Below are 20,142 nucleotides of genomic sequence, written 5' to 3'. Positions count from 1 at the left end.
CCGCTTCTTTTTTTGTCTATTTGAGCAGGTTCGAGACTTCATGTTGGAGCCCGTTGGCCACTTCGGTCAGCCTGTCAGCGGATTGCTGGACGGCGTGGGCCACGTCGGCGGCCTTCTGGGAAGCCTGCTGCACCTCATCCATGCTGTCAGACACTTCCTTGGTGCGCTGGGCGGCCTGATCGACACTGCGGGAAATTTCCTGTGTTGCAGCACCCTGCTGGTTGGTCGAACCGTCGATTTCCGTCGCAATGGCTGTCACTTCGCGGATGATTTCAGAAATCTCGGTGATGGATTCCACCATGCGACGGGACTGTTCCTGGATGGATTCAACCTGATGCGAGATATCCTCGGTTGCTTTGGCCGTCTGGGTTGCAAGGCTTTTAACCTCGCTGGCCACAACGGCAAAGCCTTTGCCCGCTTCGCCGGCCCGCGCGGCCTCAATGGTGGCATTGAGCGCCAGAAGGTTGGTCTGGTCGGCAATGTCGTTGATCAGCTTTACCACGTCTGAAATTTTGCCGGATGCTTCTGAAAGCTCCTGACCCACGGTATTCGCCTGATCGGCCTTCTCGCTGGCATTGCCGGAAATGCGGCTGGCGTGGGCAACCTGGTCGGCGATCTGGGAAATTGAATTTGCCAGTTCCTCGGTTGCGGCGGCCACGGCCTGCACATTATCTGTCGCCTGGCCAGACGCGTCCGCCACCTTGGATGAAATGCCTATATTCTGTTCGGCAATAGAGGCCATCATGCTGGCCTGATCGGCAAGCGATGCTGTCTCAGCTGCAACTTCACCTGATGACTGGCTCACCATCGCTTCAACTTGCGCCTGGGCCGTGACGATAGCCCATGTGGCCATAGGGCCGATGTAGCCGCCGTGGTCGTCGGTGATAGCATGAATGCTGAGCCCGATTGTTTCCGGGCCAAGTTCGAATTTCGTCTTGAAGGGCAGCTTCTTCGGGTCAACCAAAAGGCCTGGTTGTTGCTGCAGTTCCTGGCAGAAAACGCTTAAATTCTGCCCGACCATGGCGTCTGCCGACACTGAAAGATGTTGTGCGAGGCCGGCCAGTGCTGCCTTGCTGCTGTCATTCATATAGACAATAGCGCCGGTTTGAGGGTCGCACATCATGGCGTTGATCGGCATCTTGTCGACCATCTGGGTCAGCCTGCCGGCTTCCGCCTTGAAGGTTTCGCGCTCTGTTACCCGGGTCCAGGACAGGATCGTGCGCTCATGGCTGCCGTTCTTGTCGCGCAGGATGTTGAAGCGCAGTTCAAGAAACTCGCTGCCAAGTGGCAGTACCCGGTTGAAGGGCAGGGCGGCCGGATCGCCCACCATGGCCTCAAAGTCTTCGCCCCCATCGGAGAAGATATTGATCGATGCCCCCTCAAGTGCGTCCGGGGTGACGGGAAAACTTTCTCCCATCAGCTCCACCGTGTGGCGGCTTGTTGCGTTGGCATAGGTGATCTGGCCGGTCGACGGCTTGCAAAGAATGATATTGTTCGGCAGCGATTCAAGGACATCCGCTTCCGTGAGCGTGGTCGCATTCTCAGCTGCGGCGGATGCGGTCTCCGTCCTTGTTGGCTGTTTTTCCTGTTCCTTCTGGAAAAAACTTAACATGAAAATCCCTCATTTCCCCAATGGTCCCGGCGTGTCGCCGCAACCCGTATCCCATTCTGGTACAGCAGTGCCTCTACTTTGCGCAGGATACCTTAAAGCTTGGTTAAGTGTAATGCCAAGCACAGCTGAACCGGCCTTAGAAAAGAGTCAAAAAAAATTCCCAACTTCTGTAAGCTAAGCGTCCTTCATGTAAGGAGACATGTATGGCGTCGCCAGAGAAGCGGAAGAACGAACAGCTGAAGGCTGAAGGGCAGGCCCCTTCGGACGATGCTCGTGCGCTCTCGCAGGACGACATCAAAGCGCTTTTCAAAAACCATAATGAAGAGCTGGTACGCTACCTGACAAGCCGGCTGAAGTCGCACGAAGAAGCGGTGGAAGTGGCACAGGAGGCATATGTTCGCCTGCTTCGGTTGGACGATACCAGCACCATTGGTTTCCTGCGGGCTTTCCTGTTCCGTACGGCAACCAATATCGCGATTGACCGGATCCGCCGCAAGGGGCTGGCCCAGTCGTATGTGGATCAGGAAGCGCCGCAACAGGTGAACGAGATGTTCGGGTTCACGCCGGAACGCTCCATCGCCGCCAAACAGGCCCTGAGCCGGGTTCTGGAATGTGTGTCCACGCTGCCGCCCAAATGTCGGCACGCGTTTGTGGAGTATAAGTTCAAGAACCGCAGCTACGATGACATTGCCCAGGAAATGGGCCTGACGTCGAGCATGATTAGAAAATATGTGTTACGCGCCCTCGTGCATTGCTCAGACAAAATGAGCGACGAGCTGGATGCGTGGAGTCTTTGAGTTGAGGATGTTGGTAGATGCCTAAGAGCCGCCAAATTGAAAAGAAGGTACTGGACCGGGCCGCAGAATATTATCTGGACCTGCAGGACGGCACCATGGACGCCGACGAGCTGAAAGCCTGGCAGGGCTGGATGGCGGCAAGCGGCGACCACCGGCGCGCCTTTGCCCGGATGGAAACCCTGTGGGGCGTCCTGGGCGAAGCCGAGGCGGATGAGTGGCAGGCTTTTGCCGATCAAACCCATGCTGACATGGCCAAGGCGGACGCAGAGCCGACTGTGGCGGTGCATCCATCAGCTGGCGGGTCGATCCTGTCGATGGTGGCGCCTGCGAATGAGCAACCGACAGTCCGCAAGAAGCCGTCCTACGCCTGGGTTGGGGCCATCGCCGCTTCTTTTGCAGCTGTGCTGGTAACCACCTTCCTGCTGATGGGCACGCCGGACGGCAGCCAGGCTGTTCGCACCGTGCAGTACCAAACCGCTGCCGGGCAGCAGCGTGTGGTGAACCTGGCGGACGGGTCTATCGTTGAACTGGGCGCAGGCAGCGCTGTTTCCGTAACCTATTCGGAAGAGAACCGGTCGCTGGTACTGGACCAGGGCGAAGCCATCTTTACCGTTGCCAAGAATCCGAAGCGGCCGTTTATCGTGCGCGCGGGCCAGGGCAGCGTGACGGCCATTGGTACTGTGTTCAATGTGCGCAAGTCTGCTGCCAATGTGGAAGTGCGGGTGCTGGAGGGCACAGTTGCCGTGCGTCCGATTGACGACACGGAAGAGCGTACGCGTGGCCGGGGCCGTGATAGTGCCACAGCTGTGGCCCAGCCCGTTGCGCTGGTAACAGCTGGCCGACGCACGGCTTATTCGCCTGCAGGCCTGTTGGCACCCATCGTGGAAGCTGACGTTCAGGAAGGCCTGTCCTGGCGTGTGGGCGTGCTGACCATGGTTGACTGGCCAATTGCAGATGTGATCCAGGAACTGAACCGGTATCTGACCGACGAGATCACCATCGGTGACGAAGCCGTGGGCACCATGCGCTTCACCGGCACGGTTTATCCGGACCAGGTTGATGCCTGGCTTGAAGGCCTGCAACAGGGCTACCCGATCGAAGTGGTGCGCTTGGGCGGAAGCACCATTTTGATGTTCGACGAAGAACAAAGCGGGACTTAAGCTTGCTGCAATAATCCTGTAGGCAGCTGGCAACTTTCAGGATAACAAGGGGGGACGTCCGAAGATACGGGCGAGGTTGCTTTGGCACTGCCAAGGTAGCGGGAGGATCGCATGAAGTTGAGGGGGCGCACCGCCTGGCCGGATACGGCGTGGCAGCGTAAAGTCCTGACCACCAGTGCTGCTGCGGCGATAGGCGTGGCGGCTTTTGGTGTTTTCTCGCCTGCCCATGCGCTTCGCCATCATGACAGCCACGCCCAGGCCTTCCGGATTGTTGACTTCAATATCCGCAGCCAGCGTCTTCAGGATGCGCTTCTGGCCTATTCCGAACAGGCCGGGGTGCAGATCATCCTGCCTGGCGATATGGCCAAAGACAGCCAGCGTCGCAGCCTGAGGGGTGCGCACGATGTGGTCGAAGCACTGGTCACGCTGGTGAGCGGTACGGGCTACAGCTTCAGTTTTACCGGGGAAAATACCGTGGTGGTTCGCCGTCAGGTGCAGATGGGCCAGGGTGTTGCTCCTGTCCCTGCGCGGGCGGAAGTCACGGCAACGCGCGAAGAAGTGCGGTCGTTGTCCCAGCGGCGCGAGGCCGAAGAGCCCTACCTTGAAGAACTGGTCACGGTCGGCACCCGGAACCGGACGCGCACGGTTACCGAAACCGCTGTGCCGGTGGATGTGATTGGCTCCAGCGCGCTCCATAGAAATGGCTATACCCAGACAGGGCGTCTGTTGCAGGCGCTGGCGCCCAGCTTCAATTTCACCGAAACCACCATATCCGACGGCACGGACATAGTGCGCCCCGCAACCTTGCGTGGCCTGGGCCCCGATCAGGTGCTGGTGCTGGTAAACGGCAAGCGCCGCCACAGCCAGTCTTGGGTGAATGTGCAAAATACGGTGGGCAAGGGTGCCGTGGGCACCGATATGAACACCATCCCCGTGGGCGCCATCAAGCGGGTGGAAATCCTGCGCGACGGCGCGGCTGCCCAATATGGCTCTGACGCCATCGCGGGCGTCGTCAATATCGTGCTGAAGGATTATGACGAGGGGTTTTCCGGTGCTGCCAGCTGGGGGCAGACTTATGAAGGCGACGGCGACACCTTCTTCGCGTCCTCTACTCTCGGGCTACCCCTGGGGGATGGCGGGTTTTTCAATGTTACCGCAGAATATCAGAACCGGCAGGCCACCAACCGGGCCGACCCGTCCTCGATTACCGGCGATGTGGTGATGCGGATTGGTGAAACCGACGTGGAAGCCATGGCGGTGATGTGGAATATGGCGCTGCCCGGCAAGGGTGGGGGTGAGCTGTATGCCTTTGGAGGCTATATGAACCGGCAGGGGCTTTCGGGCGGCTTTTACCGCCACGCACATCAGGCTGCCCGGTCTGTGCCGCAACTGTACCCCGAGGGCTTCCTGCCGCTTCAAACTACCGACGTCAGTGACTTCAGCCAGGCTGTCGGCTTCAGGCTGGATGCCGATGACGGCTGGCAATATGACCTAAGCGCCACTTATGGCCGCACGCGGTTCGCCTTTGGTGCTGAAAACACGGTGAATGTGTCTGTGGCCTCCGCCGCTTTCTATAACGGCCTTGACCCGCTGGACTATAGCTTCACGGAAGGCTTCTCGGGCGCGCTTGAATTTGAACAGCTGACAGCCAATTTCGATGCTGTCGGCAGTAGTCAGGTCGGCTCCGTGCCGTTCAACCTGGCCTACGGCTTTGAATATCGAAACGAACTGTATGGAATAGAGCAGGGCGACGAGGCCTCCTATAGCTGCGGCATGGTGGATGGTGATTTCGCGCCCTCGATTTTGGATGCGGACGTGTCAGCCGTGTGCGGCTTCCAGGGCTTCCCGGGCTACAGCCCCGATGTTGCCGGTGAACTGGGCCGCTCGAGCTATGCCTTCTATGTGGATACGGAGTTCGAGCCGGCTGAAAACTGGTTCTTCACTGCCGCTGCGCGGTACGAGAATTTCGGTCGCACGGGCAGCAAGATTACCGGCAAACTCTCGGCCCGTTATCAGGCTTCCGAAACCTTGGCAATTCGGGGGGCGGTGTCAACGGGGTTCCGGGCCCCGGCGCTGGCGCAAAGGGCGTTCACGTCCGTCATCACCAACACAAGTGCCGAAGGCCTGACCCAGACCCTTGTGGCGCCTGAGGGCCATATCATTCCGCGCACCTACGGCGTGGACAAGCTGGAACATGAAACCAATACCAACGTTTCTGTCGGGCTGGTCTGGAAGCCAAATGAGAAGCTGAATGTCACGCTGGATGCCTACCGTATCGATATTCGTGACCGCATTGTGCTGGGGCCGACGCTGCCGATCCCCGAGGGACTGAGCCTTGGGCCAATCGAGGCGGGGTCTTTCTTCTCGAACGGTATTGATACAAGCACGCTGGGCGCTGACCTGGTCGCCTGCTACGAGATGGCCCTGAAAGGCGGCGCGTCGCTTGACCTTATTGGATCTGTCAGCTGGAACCAGACCACCATTGAGGATATCAACGCGCCCGCAGGCGTGTCCGACGATGAATTTTTCCCGTTCGCGGAACAGGTGAATGTGGAGCGCGGTCAACCCCGCTTCCGCCTGGCGGGCACCGTAGATTACCGCAAGAACCGGTTTGGGGCGCTTCTGCGGGTCAACTATTATGGCAACACGGAATCCGCCTTCTATACGGCTCAGGGCAACAATATACCGCGGGATATAGCAGTGAATGTGCTGGGGCTGGATTACAGCGCCACCACCAAGGCAGGCACCGCCGCGATTGTGGACCTGGAGCTGTCCTATGACATTGGTGAAAACCTGACCTTTGCCATCGGGGCCAATAATCTGTTCAATACATATCCGGACAAGCTGGCCAACAACGATATGTCGCGCTGGATTTCCGAAGGCCGACAGATCGGGGCATTCGGCAACTTCCGCTATCCGTGGGTGACCATGCCTTGGGGCATAAGGGGCGGCTATTATTATGCCCGGATGGCGTTTGAATTCTGACGGGCAAAGGGGGCTGGGCGCGTGAAAACATTCTCAAATCCCGTAATCTGTTCGTCTCGTCTGATGGTAGATACATACAACTATTTGAAGAATAGGAGGGCATGTATGATACGAAAACCAGCTGCGGCTGGCGGCCTTGTGCGGCTGCTGCGGCTGATGGTAACGCTGATACTTGGGCTAAGTATCTCAGTGGCTGCCGCGGCGGACGATCCGCCGGAAATCCGTTTCGATATTGCGCCGCAGCCGCTCAGGCAGGCGCTCCTCGAGTTTTCCGAACAGGCACGCATTCAGCTGATCCTGGCGGTGGATACCGAGGATATCCCAATCAGCCAGGGCGTGGTTGGGGTGATGACGGCGGAAGACGCGCTTATGCGGCTGATGGAAGGCACCGGGCTCGAATATCATTTCTCAAGCGGGAACACCGTTACCGTCAGAAAAAATAAATCAAACCCGAAGCCTCCCATGAGGCCAGAAAACACACCGGGGCAACTGGATGTCGATCAGATATCCGTTGCCCCGGCGTCGTTTGAGGAGATCATCAGCATCGGCACACGTGTGAAGGGGCGCACGGTTGCGGCCACGTCCGTGCCGGTTGATGTCCTCTCAAGCACAGCCCTCGCCTTCACCGGCCAGACGGAGACCGGCCGCATGCTGCAGATGCTGGTGCCCAGCTTCAATTTTTCCAGTTCCAGCGTGTCGGACGGCACAGATGCCCTGAGGCCTGCGACACTTCGGGGCATGAGCCCCGATCAGACGCTGGTGCTGCTGAACGGCAGGCGGCGGCACGCCAGTGCGCTGGTTCATGTGAACACCAGTGTGGGGCGGGGGTCCGCGGGTACTGACATGAACGCTGTGCCCGCTATCGCGCTTGGGCGGATCGAGGTGCTCAGGGACGGCGCGGCGGCCCAATATGGCTCAGACGCCATCGCGGGCGTGATCAACCTGGCGCTCAGGCGCGACCGCGAAGGCGGCATGGTCCAGGTCAGCCGCGGCGGCACCTATGCAGGCGACGGTGACACAACAACCGCCAGCGGGTTCATGGCCTATCCCATAAGCAGCCGGGGCTTTGTGAACCTGAGCCTTGAGTACCGTGACCGGGCGCCTACCAACCGCGCGGGCTTGAGTGCGAACCAGCAGTATTTTGGCGTGAACGGTGAAAGAGACTGTGCTGCCACGGCCGAACCTGCGGGCTGTTATGACCCCCGTGAATACACGTTCGACCGGCGGAATTTCCGCATTGGCGACGCGGCAAGCGAACAGTTTGCCGCCGTCCTCAACGCAGAAATCCCGTTTGCTGACGTGGGCCATTGGTACGGCTTTACCACCTATTCCGACCGCGATAACCTGTCCGCGGGATTTTACCGCCGGGTGACCCAAGCAGAACGCACGGTGGTGGACCTGTATCCAGACGGCTTCCTGCCCTACATCAATACTGAAATCACCGATATTTCAGCGGCAAGCGGTTTGGTATTGAATGATCTGGCCGGCTGGCGCGCGGACATTGGGTTTTCCTATGGCCGCAACGAATTCGCCTACCGCATCAAAAACAGTTTGAATGCGTCGCTGGGGGCAGACAGCCCGCGTGAAGCAGATGCCGGCAGCCTGTTTTTCTCCCAGTCGGTTCTGTCGTTTGACGCAGTGCGCGAAGGCACGGTGGGCACGCACGCCGTAACGTTCGCGATGGGGGCCGAGCACCGGCGGGACCGCTATGAAATCCGCGCGGGCGAGCCTGTGTCCTACAGCGATGGCGGTGCCCTGAATACTGACTGCCCGGGCTGCGACACCAGCCCTGTGCGCTACCAGCAGGGCTTCCAGGTGTTCAGGGGGTTCTCAAGGGACAATGTGGTGGACCGGCACCGGGACAGTTTCGCGCTCTATAGCGATCTGGATGTTGAGCTGACAGACGACTGGCGCATCGCCGGGGCCGCGCGGTTCGAACATTATGACGATTTCGGCAGTCGGTTGACCGGCAAACTTACCAGCCGGGTGCGGCTGACGGGCGCACTGGCGCTTCGGGGTGCCATCTCCACCGGGTTTCGGGCGCCGTCCGTGCAGCAGAAATTTTTCAACAGTGTCTCTACCCAGTTTGTTGATGCGGGCGGCATGACGGTTGCGCAGGAGCGCGGCACCTTCCGGAACGACAGCGCCTTGGCCCTGGCCATTGGCGTGCCGGAGCTGAAGGAAGAAACCGCCACCAACCTGAGCGCTGGTCTGGTACTGACACTGCCAAACTTCACGCTGACAGCGGATTATTATCATATCAGTATCGACGACCGCATTGCCATTTCCGGCAGTGTGGATATCGCCCGTCTGTTCCCGGATGTCAGTGACCGCATGGGCATCACGAACGGTCAGTTCTTCTTCAATGCCGCCGACACAGTCACCAAGGGGGCCGATATTGTCGCGGTGTATGATTGGCCGCTTTCGTCTGACGACAGCCTTGAATTCTCTCTCGCTGCCAATTGGAACAGCACGCGTGTGCGCGACGGCAGCATCCGCACCACCATCGGCGATACGCTCGCGGTGCCTTTGTTCACGCCGCAGGATATTTCCATCCTGCAGGATTGGCAGCCGGACAGCCGGGTGATGCTGGCCGCGACCTACCAAACCGGGCCGCTGAGCTTTCTGGTGCGCGCCAACCGCTTTGGTGGGTACCGGATATGTGAAGGATCGTGCGACCAGGTCTCAGGCGAAGGGCTGAATGTGCAGGATTTCGGCGCCGAATGGGTGCTGGACGCGCAACTGAGCTATGAGCTGGAGGCGCTTGGCCTGACGGCCACCATCGGCGCCAACAATATTCTTGGCCAGTATCCGGACCGTAACCTGATCGGGCAGGCGGGCGCGGGCACGCTGCCGGGTATCCTGTCGTCGGACGGGGTCTTTACCTATAGTCGCCGGGCCGCACCCTTCGGCTTCAATGGCGGCTATTGGTATGCCCGCCTGAGTGCCCGTTTTTGATCAGAGAAGCACTGTGATGGTATCAAGGTCATCAAGCACAAGCCCGATCAGGAACACGCTGCCGCTGGCGCCCAGGTCAATCAGCAAGCCTTCCTGACCGCTTTGGATCACTTCTGAAGCCGCTGCCTCCAGGGCTGTGATGTCGGCGAAAGGGCTGGTGATGGCCGTGAGGTCCAGCGTGTCGTCGCTCAGGTCAAAGTCTGTGACTGTGTCGGCACCGCTTGTGGCGGCAAAGGCAAAAACGTCGGCGCCCAGGCCGCCCGTGAGCAGGTCATCGCCCGCGCCGGCCCACAGTATGTCGGTGCCATCGTCGCCGTTGACCGTGTCGTCGCCAGCGCCGCCGAACAGCTCATCGCCGCCAAGGCCGCCCTGCAGCAGGTCGCCGCCCGCGCCGCCGAACAAGGTGTCGTCGCCGGCCTCACCCCAAAGGGTATCGGCATAGTCGCCAGCGCCGCCAAACAGCATGTCTGCGCCTGCGCCGCCGAACAGTTGGTCCACGCCCAGCGCGCTATAGATCATGTCGGCGCCGTCATGCCCATGGATCGTGTCATCACCCGTGCCGCCACCCAGCTCATCCGCGCCCGCTGCGCCAATCAGCAGGTCGTTGCCGGGGCCGGCCCAAATCTGGTTCGCGGCAAGGCCTGTGATGATGGCCTCGCCTTCATCATAGACGCCATTGTCTGCGATCAGGCCGTCGTCCCAGCCGCCGCCCAGAAGAATGTCATTGCCCTTGCCGCCGAACAGGATGTCGGCGCCGTCATCAAGCGCATTGCCGTTTTCGGGCAGCCAGTCCAGCACATTGCCATCGTCTGCGCCGCCACCGACCAGGAAGTCATCCCCCGTGCCGCCGCCGATCATGTCTGCGCCCGCACCGCCAATAAAGAGGTCATCTCCCGCGTCCCCTGGGCCTGCCCATATCTGGTCATTCCCCCCATGCGCATCAATCACGTCCCTGCCGAAGCCACCGCGCAATATGTCGCCGGCCGCCGTGCCCTGCAGGCTTTCGATAATCTGGGTGATATCCGGCTGCGGGAACACATCATCCAGCGCGCGGTTTTCCGCCACATACAGCGGGATGCCCAGATCGTCCATCTGCTCTGACAGCGCTTCCAGCACGGTCGAGAAGACATCCTGGCGGGTGCCGCTTAGGTATTCGACCAGAAAGACTTCCTTGCCCGCGTTTTCCGCCAGTGTCAGCAGCGCCAGACTGTAGGCCACGCTGTCGGCGTCCTGCACGCTGAAGTCGCTCTGGTTTGTGTTCTCATAATAGAACTGCAGGTCTTCCTTGCCGACGCCGTCGATGGCATTCAGGTAGGTGCTGTTCTCCAGCAGCTCTTCGCCGTTCTGGCCGATAACCACAAAGGTGCGGTCTGGGTCCACGTCTGCCAGATAGGCCTCGGCGTGGGCGCGGATGGCGGCGACGAAATCGGCCATTTCCTGGCGGTAGTCGACATCTGCGTTAGGCTCCTGCTCTTCCCAATATTCATAGCCGTCGATGATATCCAGATAGACGCCTTCAAAGCCGCCATCGATGATGCGTTCGACATAGTCGAAAATCACCTGCTGCCATTCGTCCATCCAGTAGCGGACCTTGAAATTGCCCACCCATTCGGGGTTTTCATTGTCAATGATGCTGTCGCGAATGGCGATAAAGTCGGCGTCGTCCCAATAGAAGCGGTAATCTTCCGCCTCACCGATGCTGAGGTAAGAGACGATCAGCTTGGCGTCGTCGCCGCGCATGACCTCAAGGTCTGCTTCGGTATAGGGCGTTTCCTCATCGGCATAGTTGGCAAATTCGATCACCACCATGTCAGCGCAGCTGTCGCCGATCTCAACAAGCCGGGCGGCGTCTGTATCACCCAGGTGATAGAGCCAGCTATCAACGTCGGAAAGTGGGTTGTCGCCCATGAAACCAGTCCCCCAGATCTGTTGTCAGTCAACAGTTGTAGGCCGCACAGCTAGCCTCGTCGAGAGCATGGCGCGAAAAAATGACAAAAATGCGAAAATGGTTATTGACCAAATGGTCAGGAATGCATATCGTGCTGGCGTTGCGTTGAGAATGCTGGCCTCAATTGAGGGCAGTGTGCTCAGAGCCATGAAAGTGAAGGGCTCGTTTGGTCGCCATTCAGTGGTGGGCGCCTCCTTTGGCGATAGAGCGAGCAGGACATGTCTTTCGGCCCGGGGCTTACGGCCGACCTTCCAACCCATCTTTCATGTGCTTATGAATGGCGGCAGCCGGTCTAACCCGGCTGCCGCCTTCACTCTTTTCGGGGCCTGTGTAAGAAGCTGATCAACCAGTCTTCAGTGCCGCGAACGTGCCTGTGTAATCAATCGCTACATAATCATCCTGCATCACATGGGCTGTCAGCTGGATACGGGCACGCCCGTGCCTGTCAAAGGTTTTGAGAAATTGCTGCCAGCGTGCGCTATCGGGCAAAGTGGCTGTGGCTGTGAAATCCGCAGTGACGGGTCGGATATAGTCGATATTGCTGTTTGTGATGACAATCTCAGACGGGTCAGCGTCTTCGCGCAGGTTAACGTGCAAGAGCGTCCAGCAGGCCAGCGTGGCAACGGCCTGCAGGCTGCCGCCAAAAGCCGTGCGCTTGTGGTTGATGTTGGCCTGAAGCGGCGCGGTCAGCGAAATGCTGTCGGTGCTGGCGCGGGCAACGCGCACGCCCATGGCTTCTGAAATGGGGATGTTCCGGTAAAGATAGTCTTCAAGGGCTTCTGGGCTTTTCATATCCTGTGGCTCTCTGTTTGTTATCGAGCCGCAGTTTCAGGATAACGACGGGTGATAGCAAGCTTTCAGTTTCCTCAGGGGCGTCATGAAAGCGGTCAATCATGTCCATCTGGCTGTTGGCGATCACATGGGCCGTGCCGTTCATAAGGGCGACAGTGGTGGGAATGTCGTACGCGGGATTGCCGCTGTCGAGCAGCGTGACAGAGGCCGGGGATACACTGACATCAATGGCAATCAGGCGCGGCAGGCCAATGCCGTTCTGGACCGCGATGATACTGTCGCCATCCAGCGCAAGCCCGTCCAGGCCACCGAGTGTTTGGCCCTCAGGGGCTTCCAGGCGGACACTCGCGCCCGCTTCCGCATCAATCCGCATCAGGCCCAGCGCATCGGCAACATAAAGGCTGTCGCCCCGGTGGCAGACAATACCGTTGGGGTAATAGAGCCGCCGGTTGATCTGCAGAGGTGTGAGGGACCCGCGATTGCGGTCAAGTACCAGAACGCGCTTGCCGCGGCTGTCGGTGACATAGGCATGCGTGGTTGTCAGGCATAAGTCGTTCAGCTCTGTGGGTGTCCCGGCGGGCATGGGCCAGGACCTGACCAGCGCGCCGGTTTGCCCGTCCAGCAACAGGATTTCGGCGGCTGGGGCATCATCCTGCACGTCGTTGACGTCCGTGCGGTTACGCAACACCCACAGTTGGTTTGCGTCAGCGTCATATTTGATGCCGTAGATCGCCCGCAGCTTGTCGTGCGCGGGCAGCGGCCAGAAGGTGGCTGGCCCGGTTTCGGGAATGACGGCGACGCGGTTCTCGGTGAGGCTGCCAAGAAACAGGCGGCCTGAGGCGCCATCAGCGGCGATGCCTTCTGGGAAGAAGGATGGCGCTTGAAGCCTACGGCCCGGGGTTGCCCGAGGGGCAGGGACGACACGCGCATTCAGGCGCTTTGTAACAGCCAGTGCCTCTGTGCCCTCTGGTACTTCCGCGTCCAGGCCCAGTTGCCAGCCGCGCGCTTCAAGGGCCCGAAGCCAAGGTAAGGCGGCGTCTGGCTGCTCCCGTCGCAGCAGAAAACCGGCGGTGTGATAGATGGCGCTGCTCTCACACCCATCTGCCAGCAGGTCCTGCAGGGGAGGTGGCAGCGTATCTGTGTCTGCCCCCGGAACGCAGGCGTGTGAGACTGACGTCGCCAGCAGGGCGGTGAAGACCGTTATGGTCAGGCTTGTTTTCAGGCGCATTCCTTTTCCCTGTGCTGTCGGTAGGCGGTAAAGGCTTCCTCTGCAGATGCCAGGAAGTCGGGGTGGCCCGGTTGCCAGTCCAGTGACCGTGCAGCCGTGTTGGTGGCCACAATATCCTTTTCCAGATGATCGGCAAAGCCCCCAAGGCGTGCGCGGGCTGCCTCCAAGCTGACGCGTGTTAACGTGCCGCCCTGCAGCAGGCAAATCGCATTCAGAAGCCTTTCATGGGTAACGGGTGTGTCATCAACCGCATGGAAGATACCTGTGGCGCGTTCTTCTATGGCTCTGAGGAAAAGGCTGGCGACATCGTCCACATGCACCATAGGCCAGCGGCCATTCGGTTCCCCACACCACAGGACTGTCCCGGACGCGTCCGGCGCGAAGCCAGGCCATAGATAGCCGCCACTGCCGCCATAGACAAACCCCAGCCGAATGACCGCTGCCTGTCCGGCTTCCAGCAGCATGTTTTCATGATCGTTCCACCAGTGGTGACCGTCAGGAATAGGCTGTTCCGCAAGCGCTTCGCCTGGCCGGTGGCTGGTATAAAGGTTGCCCGTGTAGGCCACATATTTGCCGGACCGAATGAAGGCTTCAACCGCGACACGGTCGATCATGCCCTGGTCTGCGCCGTCCTGATATTCCATTGCCTGGTGAACGATGGCGTCCACGCCCGAAAGGGCTTCTTCATAGCTTGCGGGGTGTTCAAGGCTGCCCTGATGCCACACAAGATGTGGGTGGCTGAAGGCCTGTGGCCTGCGGGTCAGGGCGGTCACCTGGTGGCCTGCTGCCAGAAAAGCCTGAAGGCAGTGGTTTCCAACATAGCCCGATGCGCCCGTCATGAAAATCTTCATTCTATCCTCGCTTCTGTGTTGCTGTGAGGAAGATAGGGCCTGCGCTTTCATTTTTAAAATTAATATATTATGTTTCAATCATGCATAATTTTAATACAATGGACCTGAACCTGCTAAGGCACTTTGCCTGTCTGTATGAAAGGCGCAGTGTGACGGCGGCAGCGCACCAGGTGGGGCTGACACAGTCCGCCATGAGCCATGTACTCAAGCGGCTTCGGGATGCCTTCGGAGACCCGCTTTTTGTGCGCGACGGCAAGGCACTGGTGCCAACAAAGCGCGCGGATCAGCTCTATGCCCCCGTGATGGAAGCTTTGGACGGCCTGATGGAGGCCGTTCAGGATGCTGCCGGTTTTGACCCGCAAAGCACAGACCGGCAATTCACGCTGGCGATGGCCGATTATGTCGAGCTCTTGTGTCTGCCGCAGCTGATGCAGCGGCTGCCTGTGGATGCCCCCAAGGCGGCCTTGCGCGCGTTTGATCCCGGTAACCAGGATTTGCCCACCACACTTCAGAGGGCCGATCTTGCCATCGCCCGGCATACCAACGCCCCGCCCAACTATCACCGCCAAACCCTGTGGCAGGAAGAGTTTGTCACTGTCTGCAGCCGGTCTCACCCGCGGTTGCAGCGGGCAGACCTGACACTTGAAGCCTTTCTGGCGGAAGGCCATGTGATGGTCTCGACCGACGGGCAGGGGCTTGGCATGGTGGACCAGCATTTGGCGGCAATCGGGCATCGCCGCACCATGGTGCTCAAGACCGGCTTCTTCTATTCACCGCTTCGGGTTGCGGCGGCAGGTGACCTGTTGGCCACTGTGCCGAAAAGGCTGGCCGAAGCATTGCAGCATGAACTTGACCTGAGGCTGTTTGAGCCGCCCCTAGATCTGCCGGGATTTGACGTTTCCATGGTGTGGGCGCCTCACCAGCATCGTGACCCCGGCCATGCCTGGTTCCGGCGCTGGCTGAAAAAGGCCGTGGCTTTCTAAAGCACGCTTTCGCTGAGGCAGCGGCGGATTTCCGCGAGGAATGCCTGCCTGTCGATAGGCTTGCCTACATAGCCCTGCATGCCGCCTGCTTTCAGGTCGTCCACCACCCCAACAACAGCGTGGGCCGTGAAGGCAATGGCTGGGATACCCTTGGCCCACCCGCCTAGGGCGCGGATGTCGCGCAGGGTTTCCATGCCGTCCTTGCCGGGCATGTTGATGTCCATCAGGAAAACATCGGGGGGCGAGTCCCCTTCCTTCTGCAGCGCAGCGATATGGGCGATCATGTCTTCGCCGCTTGGCAGGACGGTAGCGTCAAAGCCTTCGCTTTCGCATAGTTTTTTCAACACAGCGCGATTGACCGGATTGTCATCCACCGCCACAAGCTTCACCCCTTTCAGGTCGCGGTCCGGGCCAGTCTGCTTGTCTGCGGTTGCCCCTTTCGGCACGTCGGCGGCATGCAGCCTGAGGGTGACGATGAAGGTCGCGCCCTGACCAGGGGTGCTTTCAACGGCAATCCAGCCATTCATCAGCTGTACCAGTTCGCGGGTGATGGCGAGCCCGAGGCCCGTGGATTTGCCTGTTGTGCGGTTTTCCTTCACGGTTTCGAACCGATCGAACAGGCGGGCCTGGGCCTCGCGCGGGATGCCCTTGCCGGTATCGCGGATATGAAGCGTGACAGAATGCTGCCCGCCCTCCACCGGTCGACTACTGGCAGTCACGGTGACCGAGCCATCATCTGTAAACTTGATCGCGTTGCCAATGAGGTTGATCAGGATTTGCCTGAGCGCCTTCTGGTCAATCTGAACCCACAGATCCTCCGGCGTATTGTCTTCAAGCGTCAGATCCAGGTCTTTCTGGGCCGCCAGCGGCGCGAGGCTGAGGATAGTGCGGTTGAGAAGGGAGCCGAGGCTTGTGGGCTCAGGTTTCAGCACGGTCTTGCCGGCTTCGATGCGCGACAGATCAAGGATATCGTTCACCAGCTCCAGCATCATGTCGGCGGATTGGCGCGCCATGGTGACATAGGGCTTCGAGGAATCGGGCAGGTCTTCGCCGGACAGGATGTCCAGCATGCCGACAATCCCGGTCAGTGGGGTACGGATTTCGTGGCTCATGTTGGCCAGGAAATCAGACTTGGCGGCATTGGCCTTCTCGGCCTGCGTTTTGGCGGCTTCCAGATCGTGGGTGCGCTCTTCAACGCGTTGTTCCAGCGTTGTAAAGGCTTCCGACAGGCGCCGCGCCATGCTGGCCGAAGACCGCGCCAGTTGGTCCAGTTCATTCAGTCCGGCTTTGTTTTTCCCGATTTCGGGCGGCATGGACGTAAACTTGCCACGTGCCAGACTCTGGTTGTGGCGTACCAGCGCCCGAAGTGGTTTGACGATGTCGGACCGGATGGCGAACAGAAGGCTTGCGAGGGCAAGCAAGAGCCCGGCGAACCCCACATACAGCAGGACCCCAGCGCTGTCGCGGGCATCGGCCAGGATCAGGTCCTGCGGGTGGACAGTAACAAAATACCAGTCAGGCCCTTTGATGCGGCCGACCGCGACATAACAGTCTGTTGGCTTGATAGTGGTAACGAATACGTCGGCCTCTGCATGGCCCTGAATGGCGTCATAGATTTCCTTGAGGTCGGGATTATCCGATGTGGTGATATCAAGCAGCCTGTCGTTTGTCTGGCCCTGTTTGGTCAGCGTCGGGTGTGCGATCAGCTTACCGTCTGCTGTGATGATCATGTTGGTGGCGCCTTCGGGCACATCCGCGATGGCATTCTCCAGCAGGTTATCCAGCAGGATGCTGCTGCCCCAGGCGCCAATATGCTTGCCGTTCGCATAGACAGGGGTGTGGCACCCTGTGGTCCAGGTGGCGCCTGTCTGGTCATAGATGATGGGCCGCAGGCTGGTGCAGCGCATCTCGCCGTCCGGATTGTTCGCGGGCAAGGTGATCTGCACCAGCTCCTGACTCGAGAAATCAAAAGAGGCTGGGGCTTCCTTGCGGTAGAACATTAGCCTGTCGGGGCGTGTGGGCGCGTGGATCAGCAGGCTGTTGTCGGGGGTGAAGAAATAAAGGCTCGGCAGGTCCTGGAACTGGGCCTGCCCCACCCGGTAGGCGGTCAGGAACGCAGACAGGAGCATGCGCTTATCTTTAGCGGTTAGGGCCTCGCCAGCTTTGATAAAGGCGCCCATGCCGCTGATCCGCCCGGCAACACCAAGCGGTGCACCGTCAAAAAGGGCGTCAACTGATCGCCGGGTGCCATCGTCTTGCAGTGGGAAATAGCGGTCGAACGCGGTGCTGACTGCGGCGTCATCCTGGCCATCGGCTGGGTCTGCGTTGAGCGCTTGCAGCAAAGCTGTTGTCGCCTGGGTATGGGCCTTGCTGATGGTCTCGAAAATCTGGCTTTCCCGCGCGGCACGTTCCTTGATGAACACCTCAAGTTCATTCAGCTTGTTGCGCTCAAGCGCCTTGTTGATGATCAGGAAACCGCTGATGGTGACAAAGCCGATGATCACAGCGATGCGCCAGCCCAGCCCCAGAAGGGCCGAATATGCGAGTGATCTTTTAAACCGTTTGAATCTGTTCACGGCACCGAACTGCATTGTCGCCCCCCTCAGCGCCCCCTGAGTTTGCAGCTTATGGGTTAACAAACCAACAAAAAATTGACCTCACGCGCGTGATCTTTCAAGCTGCGGGCCTATTGCAGGGGAGGGATTGCATATGGCTGAAAACACGCCCATTGGCGAAAGGGAGAACCGGCAGGCCTACTGGCGCGCCAATTTAAGGCTGCTGGCGGTTCTGCTGACCATCTGGTTCGTTGTGTCCTTCGGGTTCGGCATTTTGCTGGAAGATTGGCTCAACCAGCTTCACCTGTTCGGCTTCAAGCTAGGCTTCTGGTTTGCCCAGCAGGGATCCATTTTCACCTTTGTTGTCCTGATTTTCGTCTATGCCTTCCGCATGCGGACGCTGGACCGCCAGTTCGGCGTGGGGGACTAGGGCCATGGACGCACAAAACCTGACTTACCTGTTCGTTGGCGTCTCATTCGCGCTTTATATCGGCATCGCCATCTGGTCGCGGGTAGCCAACACCAGCGAATTTTATGTCGCCGGCACGGGTGTGCACCCTGTGCTGAACGGCATGGCCACAGCCGCCGACTGGATGAGCGCAGCCTCGTTCATTTCCATGGCCGGGCTGATTGCCTTCCTCGGCTATGACGGCAGCGTCTACCTGATGGGCTGGACCGGCGGCTATGTGCTGCTGGCGCTTCTGCTGGCGCCGTACCTTCGGAAATACGGCAAGTTCACCGTGCCCGAATTTATCGGTGACCGCTATTATTCCGACGCCGCGCGGCTGGTGGCGGTGCTGTGCCTGATTTTCATCAGCTTCACCTATGTGGCGGGCCAGATGCGCGGCGTGGGCATTGTGTTCTCGCGCTTCCTCGAGGTGGAAGTTGACCTGGGCGTGATCATCGGCATGGCCATCGTGTTCATGTATGCGGTGCTGGGCGGCATGAAAGGCATCACCTATACGCAGGTGGCGCAATATTGCGTGATGATTTTTGCCTACACGGTACCGGCTATCTTCATTTCCCTGCTGATCACCGGCAACCCGGTGCCGCAGTTGGGGCTGGGGGCAGAGGTGGCTGACGGCTCTGGCCTGACGGTCCTCGAGAAGCTGGATAGCGCGCTCATCGAGCTTGGCTTTACCGCCTATACCGACGGCACCAAATCCACCATTGATGTGTTCGCCATCACGGCGGCGCTGATGGTGGGTACAGCGGGCCTGCCGCACGTGCTGGTGCGCTTCTTCACCGTGCCGAAGGCATCTGACGCCCGCATTTCCGCCGGGTGGGCGCTGGTATTTATCGCCATTCTCTATACCACGGCGCCAGCGGTGGGCGCATTTGCGCGGCTGAACTTCATTTCAGAAGTCAACGAGACGGAATACACAGAGACGCCGCAGTGGTTCAAAAACTGGGAAGACCTGGGGCTGATTGCCTGGCAGGACAAGAACGGTGACGGTGCAGTGCAGTACCGCCCCGGGGCCCCGTTTGACGGCAAACCCGCGTTCGATGGTGACAAGCGTGGCGAGCACGGCGAACGCCTGCTGGTGAACCCTACCACCGACACCGCCAATGAGGTGTATGTGGACCGGGATATCATGGTCTTGGCCAACCCTGAAATTGCCAAGCTGCCGGGCTGGGTGATCGCGCTGGTGGCCGCGGGTGGCCTTGCGGCCGCGCTTTCGACCGCAGCCGGGCTCTTGCTCGTCATCTCCACAGCCGTCAGTCATGACCTTCTGAAGAAAACCCTGATGAAGCATATTTCCGACCAGCAGGAACTTCGGGCGGCACGCATTGCTGCGGCGGTGGCCATCGGTGTCGCTGGGCTCTTGGGAATTTACCCCGTGGCCTTTGTGGCGCAAGTAGTGGCCTTTGCCTTTGGCCTTGCCGCGGCCAGCCTGTTCCCGGCCATCCTGATGGGAATTTTCTCCAAGAAAATGAACAAGGAAGGCGCGATGGCAGGGATGCTGACAGGCCTTGTCTTTACCTTCGGCTATATCGTCTATTTCAAGTTCATTTCGCCAGAGTTGAACACGGCAGAGCATTGGCTGTTTGGTATATCGCCAGAGGGCATTGGCATGGTGGGCATGATGCTCAATTTCGCCGTCGCCTTTACGGTGGACCGGTTCACACCGGCACCGCCTGAAGATATCCAGCATCTGGTGGAAGATATCCGCGTGCCCATAGGGGCTGCGGGCGCCCAGGACCATTAGCAGGTCGTGCAGAAACGAGAAAAGGCGGGGATGTCCCCGCCTTTTTTTGTGCTTTCCTGCAGG

At 59.5% G+C, this 20,142-nt stretch carries 13 protein-coding genes; 7 read left to right on the top strand and 6 right to left on the bottom strand.

From position 1 onward, the window contains the following. Positions 1–16 precede the first annotated feature (16 nt). The gene (locus KORLAC_RS14360; protein WP_068307609.1) at positions 17–1,612 is read right to left on the bottom strand and encodes a methyl-accepting chemotaxis protein; all 1,596 of its coding nucleotides are present in this window, start codon (positions 1,610–1,612) and stop codon (positions 17–19) included. A 203-nt stretch (positions 1,613–1,815) separates the two neighbouring features. On the opposite strand from KORLAC_RS14360, the gene KORLAC_RS14355 reads away from it, so the two are divergent. From KORLAC_RS14355 to KORLAC_RS14340, 4 genes are all read left to right on the top strand, one after another. Beyond that, a complete protein-coding gene (locus KORLAC_RS14355; RefSeq protein WP_068307608.1) occupies positions 1,816–2,409 on the top strand; it encodes an RNA polymerase sigma factor in 594 nt (197 codons plus the stop codon). A 17-nt stretch (positions 2,410–2,426) separates the two neighbouring features. After that, on the top strand, positions 2,427–3,569 hold the full coding sequence (locus tag KORLAC_RS14350; protein WP_068307607.1) for a FecR family protein: 1,143 nt from the start codon (positions 2,427–2,429) through the stop codon (positions 3,567–3,569). A 111-nt stretch (positions 3,570–3,680) separates the two neighbouring features. Then, a complete protein-coding gene (locus tag KORLAC_RS14345; RefSeq protein WP_068307602.1) occupies positions 3,681–6,554 on the top strand; it encodes a TonB-dependent receptor plug domain-containing protein in 2,874 nt (957 codons plus the stop codon). Positions 6,555–6,659: 105 nt separating this feature from the next. After that, positions 6,660–9,512 carry a TonB-dependent receptor gene (locus KORLAC_RS14340; protein WP_068307600.1) on the top strand — a complete coding sequence of 951 codons (2,853 nt, stop codon included), beginning with the start codon at positions 6,660–6,662 and terminating at the stop codon, positions 9,510–9,512. On the opposite strand, the gene KORLAC_RS14335 is transcribed toward KORLAC_RS14340, so the two are convergent. From KORLAC_RS14335 to KORLAC_RS14315, 4 genes are all read right to left on the bottom strand, one after another. Continuing rightward, positions 9,513–11,420, bottom strand: coding sequence for an MJ1477/TM1410 family putative glycoside hydrolase (locus KORLAC_RS14335; RefSeq protein WP_068307599.1), 1,908 nt, complete (start codon positions 11,418–11,420; stop codon positions 9,513–9,515). Between the two features lie 382 nt (positions 11,421–11,802). Continuing rightward, positions 11,803–12,252 carry a YiiD C-terminal domain-containing protein gene (locus KORLAC_RS14325; protein WP_068307597.1) on the bottom strand — a complete coding sequence of 150 codons (450 nt, stop codon included), beginning with the start codon at positions 12,250–12,252 and terminating at the stop codon, positions 11,803–11,805. After that, positions 12,230–13,480 (bottom strand): NHL repeat-containing protein, encoded by a 1,251-nt coding sequence (locus KORLAC_RS14320; protein WP_068307596.1) that lies wholly within the window; start codon positions 13,478–13,480, stop codon positions 12,230–12,232. The genes KORLAC_RS14325 and KORLAC_RS14320 overlap by 23 nt, the downstream gene beginning before the upstream one ends. Continuing rightward, positions 13,471–14,319 carry an NAD-dependent epimerase/dehydratase family protein gene (locus KORLAC_RS14315; protein WP_175445652.1) on the bottom strand — a complete coding sequence of 283 codons (849 nt, stop codon included), beginning with the start codon at positions 14,317–14,319 and terminating at the stop codon, positions 13,471–13,473. Before KORLAC_RS14315 ends, KORLAC_RS14320 begins: the two co-directional genes overlap by 10 nt. A gap of 92 nt (positions 14,320–14,411) precedes the next feature. Between KORLAC_RS14315 and KORLAC_RS14310 the strand changes: the two genes are divergently transcribed. After that, positions 14,412–15,314 carry a LysR family transcriptional regulator gene (locus KORLAC_RS14310; RefSeq protein WP_082714708.1) on the top strand — a complete coding sequence of 301 codons (903 nt, stop codon included), beginning with the start codon at positions 14,412–14,414 and terminating at the stop codon, positions 15,312–15,314. On the opposite strand, the gene KORLAC_RS14305 is transcribed toward KORLAC_RS14310, so the two are convergent. After that, the gene (locus KORLAC_RS14305) at positions 15,311–17,905 is read right to left on the bottom strand and encodes an ATP-binding protein (protein WP_068307590.1); all 2,595 of its coding nucleotides are present in this window, start codon (positions 17,903–17,905) and stop codon (positions 15,311–15,313) included. The two genes, KORLAC_RS14310 and KORLAC_RS14305, sit on opposite strands and share 4 nt — an antisense overlap. 118 nt (positions 17,906–18,023) lie before the next feature. Here KORLAC_RS14305 and KORLAC_RS14300 point away from each other — a divergent pair, with 118 nt between their 5' ends. Together KORLAC_RS14300 and KORLAC_RS14295 are read left to right on the top strand one after the other, a co-directional pair. Continuing rightward, on the top strand, positions 18,024–18,299 hold the full coding sequence (locus KORLAC_RS14300) for a DUF4212 domain-containing protein (protein ID WP_068307589.1): 276 nt from the start codon (positions 18,024–18,026) through the stop codon (positions 18,297–18,299). Positions 18,300–18,303: 4 nt separating this feature from the next. Next, the gene (locus tag KORLAC_RS14295; RefSeq protein WP_068307588.1) at positions 18,304–20,079 is read left to right on the top strand and encodes a sodium:solute symporter family protein; all 1,776 of its coding nucleotides are present in this window, start codon (positions 18,304–18,306) and stop codon (positions 20,077–20,079) included. Positions 20,080–20,142: the final 63 nt, after the last annotated feature.

This window comes from Kordiimonas lacus, from assembly GCF_001550055.1.
GTDB classification, from domain to species: domain Bacteria; phylum Pseudomonadota; class Alphaproteobacteria; order Sphingomonadales; family Kordiimonadaceae; genus Kordiimonas; species Kordiimonas lacus.
The sequence above is the reverse complement of the archived record's forward strand: the minus strand, read 5'-3'. Positions and strand labels throughout refer to the sequence as shown.

Coding starts and splice junctions, on each gene's coding strand:
- KORLAC_RS14325 (WP_068307597.1), bottom strand. CDS start 12,252: ATGAAAAGCCCAGAAGCCCTTGAAGACTATCTTTACCGGAACATCCCC.
- KORLAC_RS14360 (WP_068307609.1), bottom strand. CDS start 1,612: ATGTTAAGTTTTTTCCAGAAGGAACAGGAAAAACAGCCAACAAGGACG.
- KORLAC_RS14300 (WP_068307589.1), top strand. CDS start 18,024: ATGGCTGAAAACACGCCCATTGGCGAAAGGGAGAACCGGCAGGCCTAC.
- KORLAC_RS14345 (WP_068307602.1), top strand. CDS start 3,681: ATGAAGTTGAGGGGGCGCACCGCCTGGCCGGATACGGCGTGGCAGCGT.
- KORLAC_RS14295 (WP_068307588.1), top strand. CDS start 18,304: ATGGACGCACAAAACCTGACTTACCTGTTCGTTGGCGTCTCATTCGCG.
- KORLAC_RS14315 (WP_175445652.1), bottom strand. CDS start 14,319: ATGACGGGCGCATCGGGCTATGTTGGAAACCACTGCCTTCAGGCTTTT.
- KORLAC_RS14305 (WP_068307590.1), bottom strand. CDS start 17,905: ATGCAGTTCGGTGCCGTGAACAGATTCAAACGGTTTAAAAGATCACTC.
- KORLAC_RS14355 (WP_068307608.1), top strand. CDS start 1,816: ATGGCGTCGCCAGAGAAGCGGAAGAACGAACAGCTGAAGGCTGAAGGG.
- KORLAC_RS14350 (WP_068307607.1), top strand. CDS start 2,427: ATGCCTAAGAGCCGCCAAATTGAAAAGAAGGTACTGGACCGGGCCGCA.
- KORLAC_RS14340 (WP_068307600.1), top strand. CDS start 6,660: ATGATACGAAAACCAGCTGCGGCTGGCGGCCTTGTGCGGCTGCTGCGG.
- KORLAC_RS14335 (WP_068307599.1), bottom strand. CDS start 11,420: ATGGGCGACAACCCACTTTCCGACGTTGATAGCTGGCTCTATCACCTG.
- KORLAC_RS14310 (WP_082714708.1), top strand. CDS start 14,412: ATGCATAATTTTAATACAATGGACCTGAACCTGCTAAGGCACTTTGCC.
- KORLAC_RS14320 (WP_068307596.1), bottom strand. CDS start 13,480: ATGCGCCTGAAAACAAGCCTGACCATAACGGTCTTCACCGCCCTGCTG.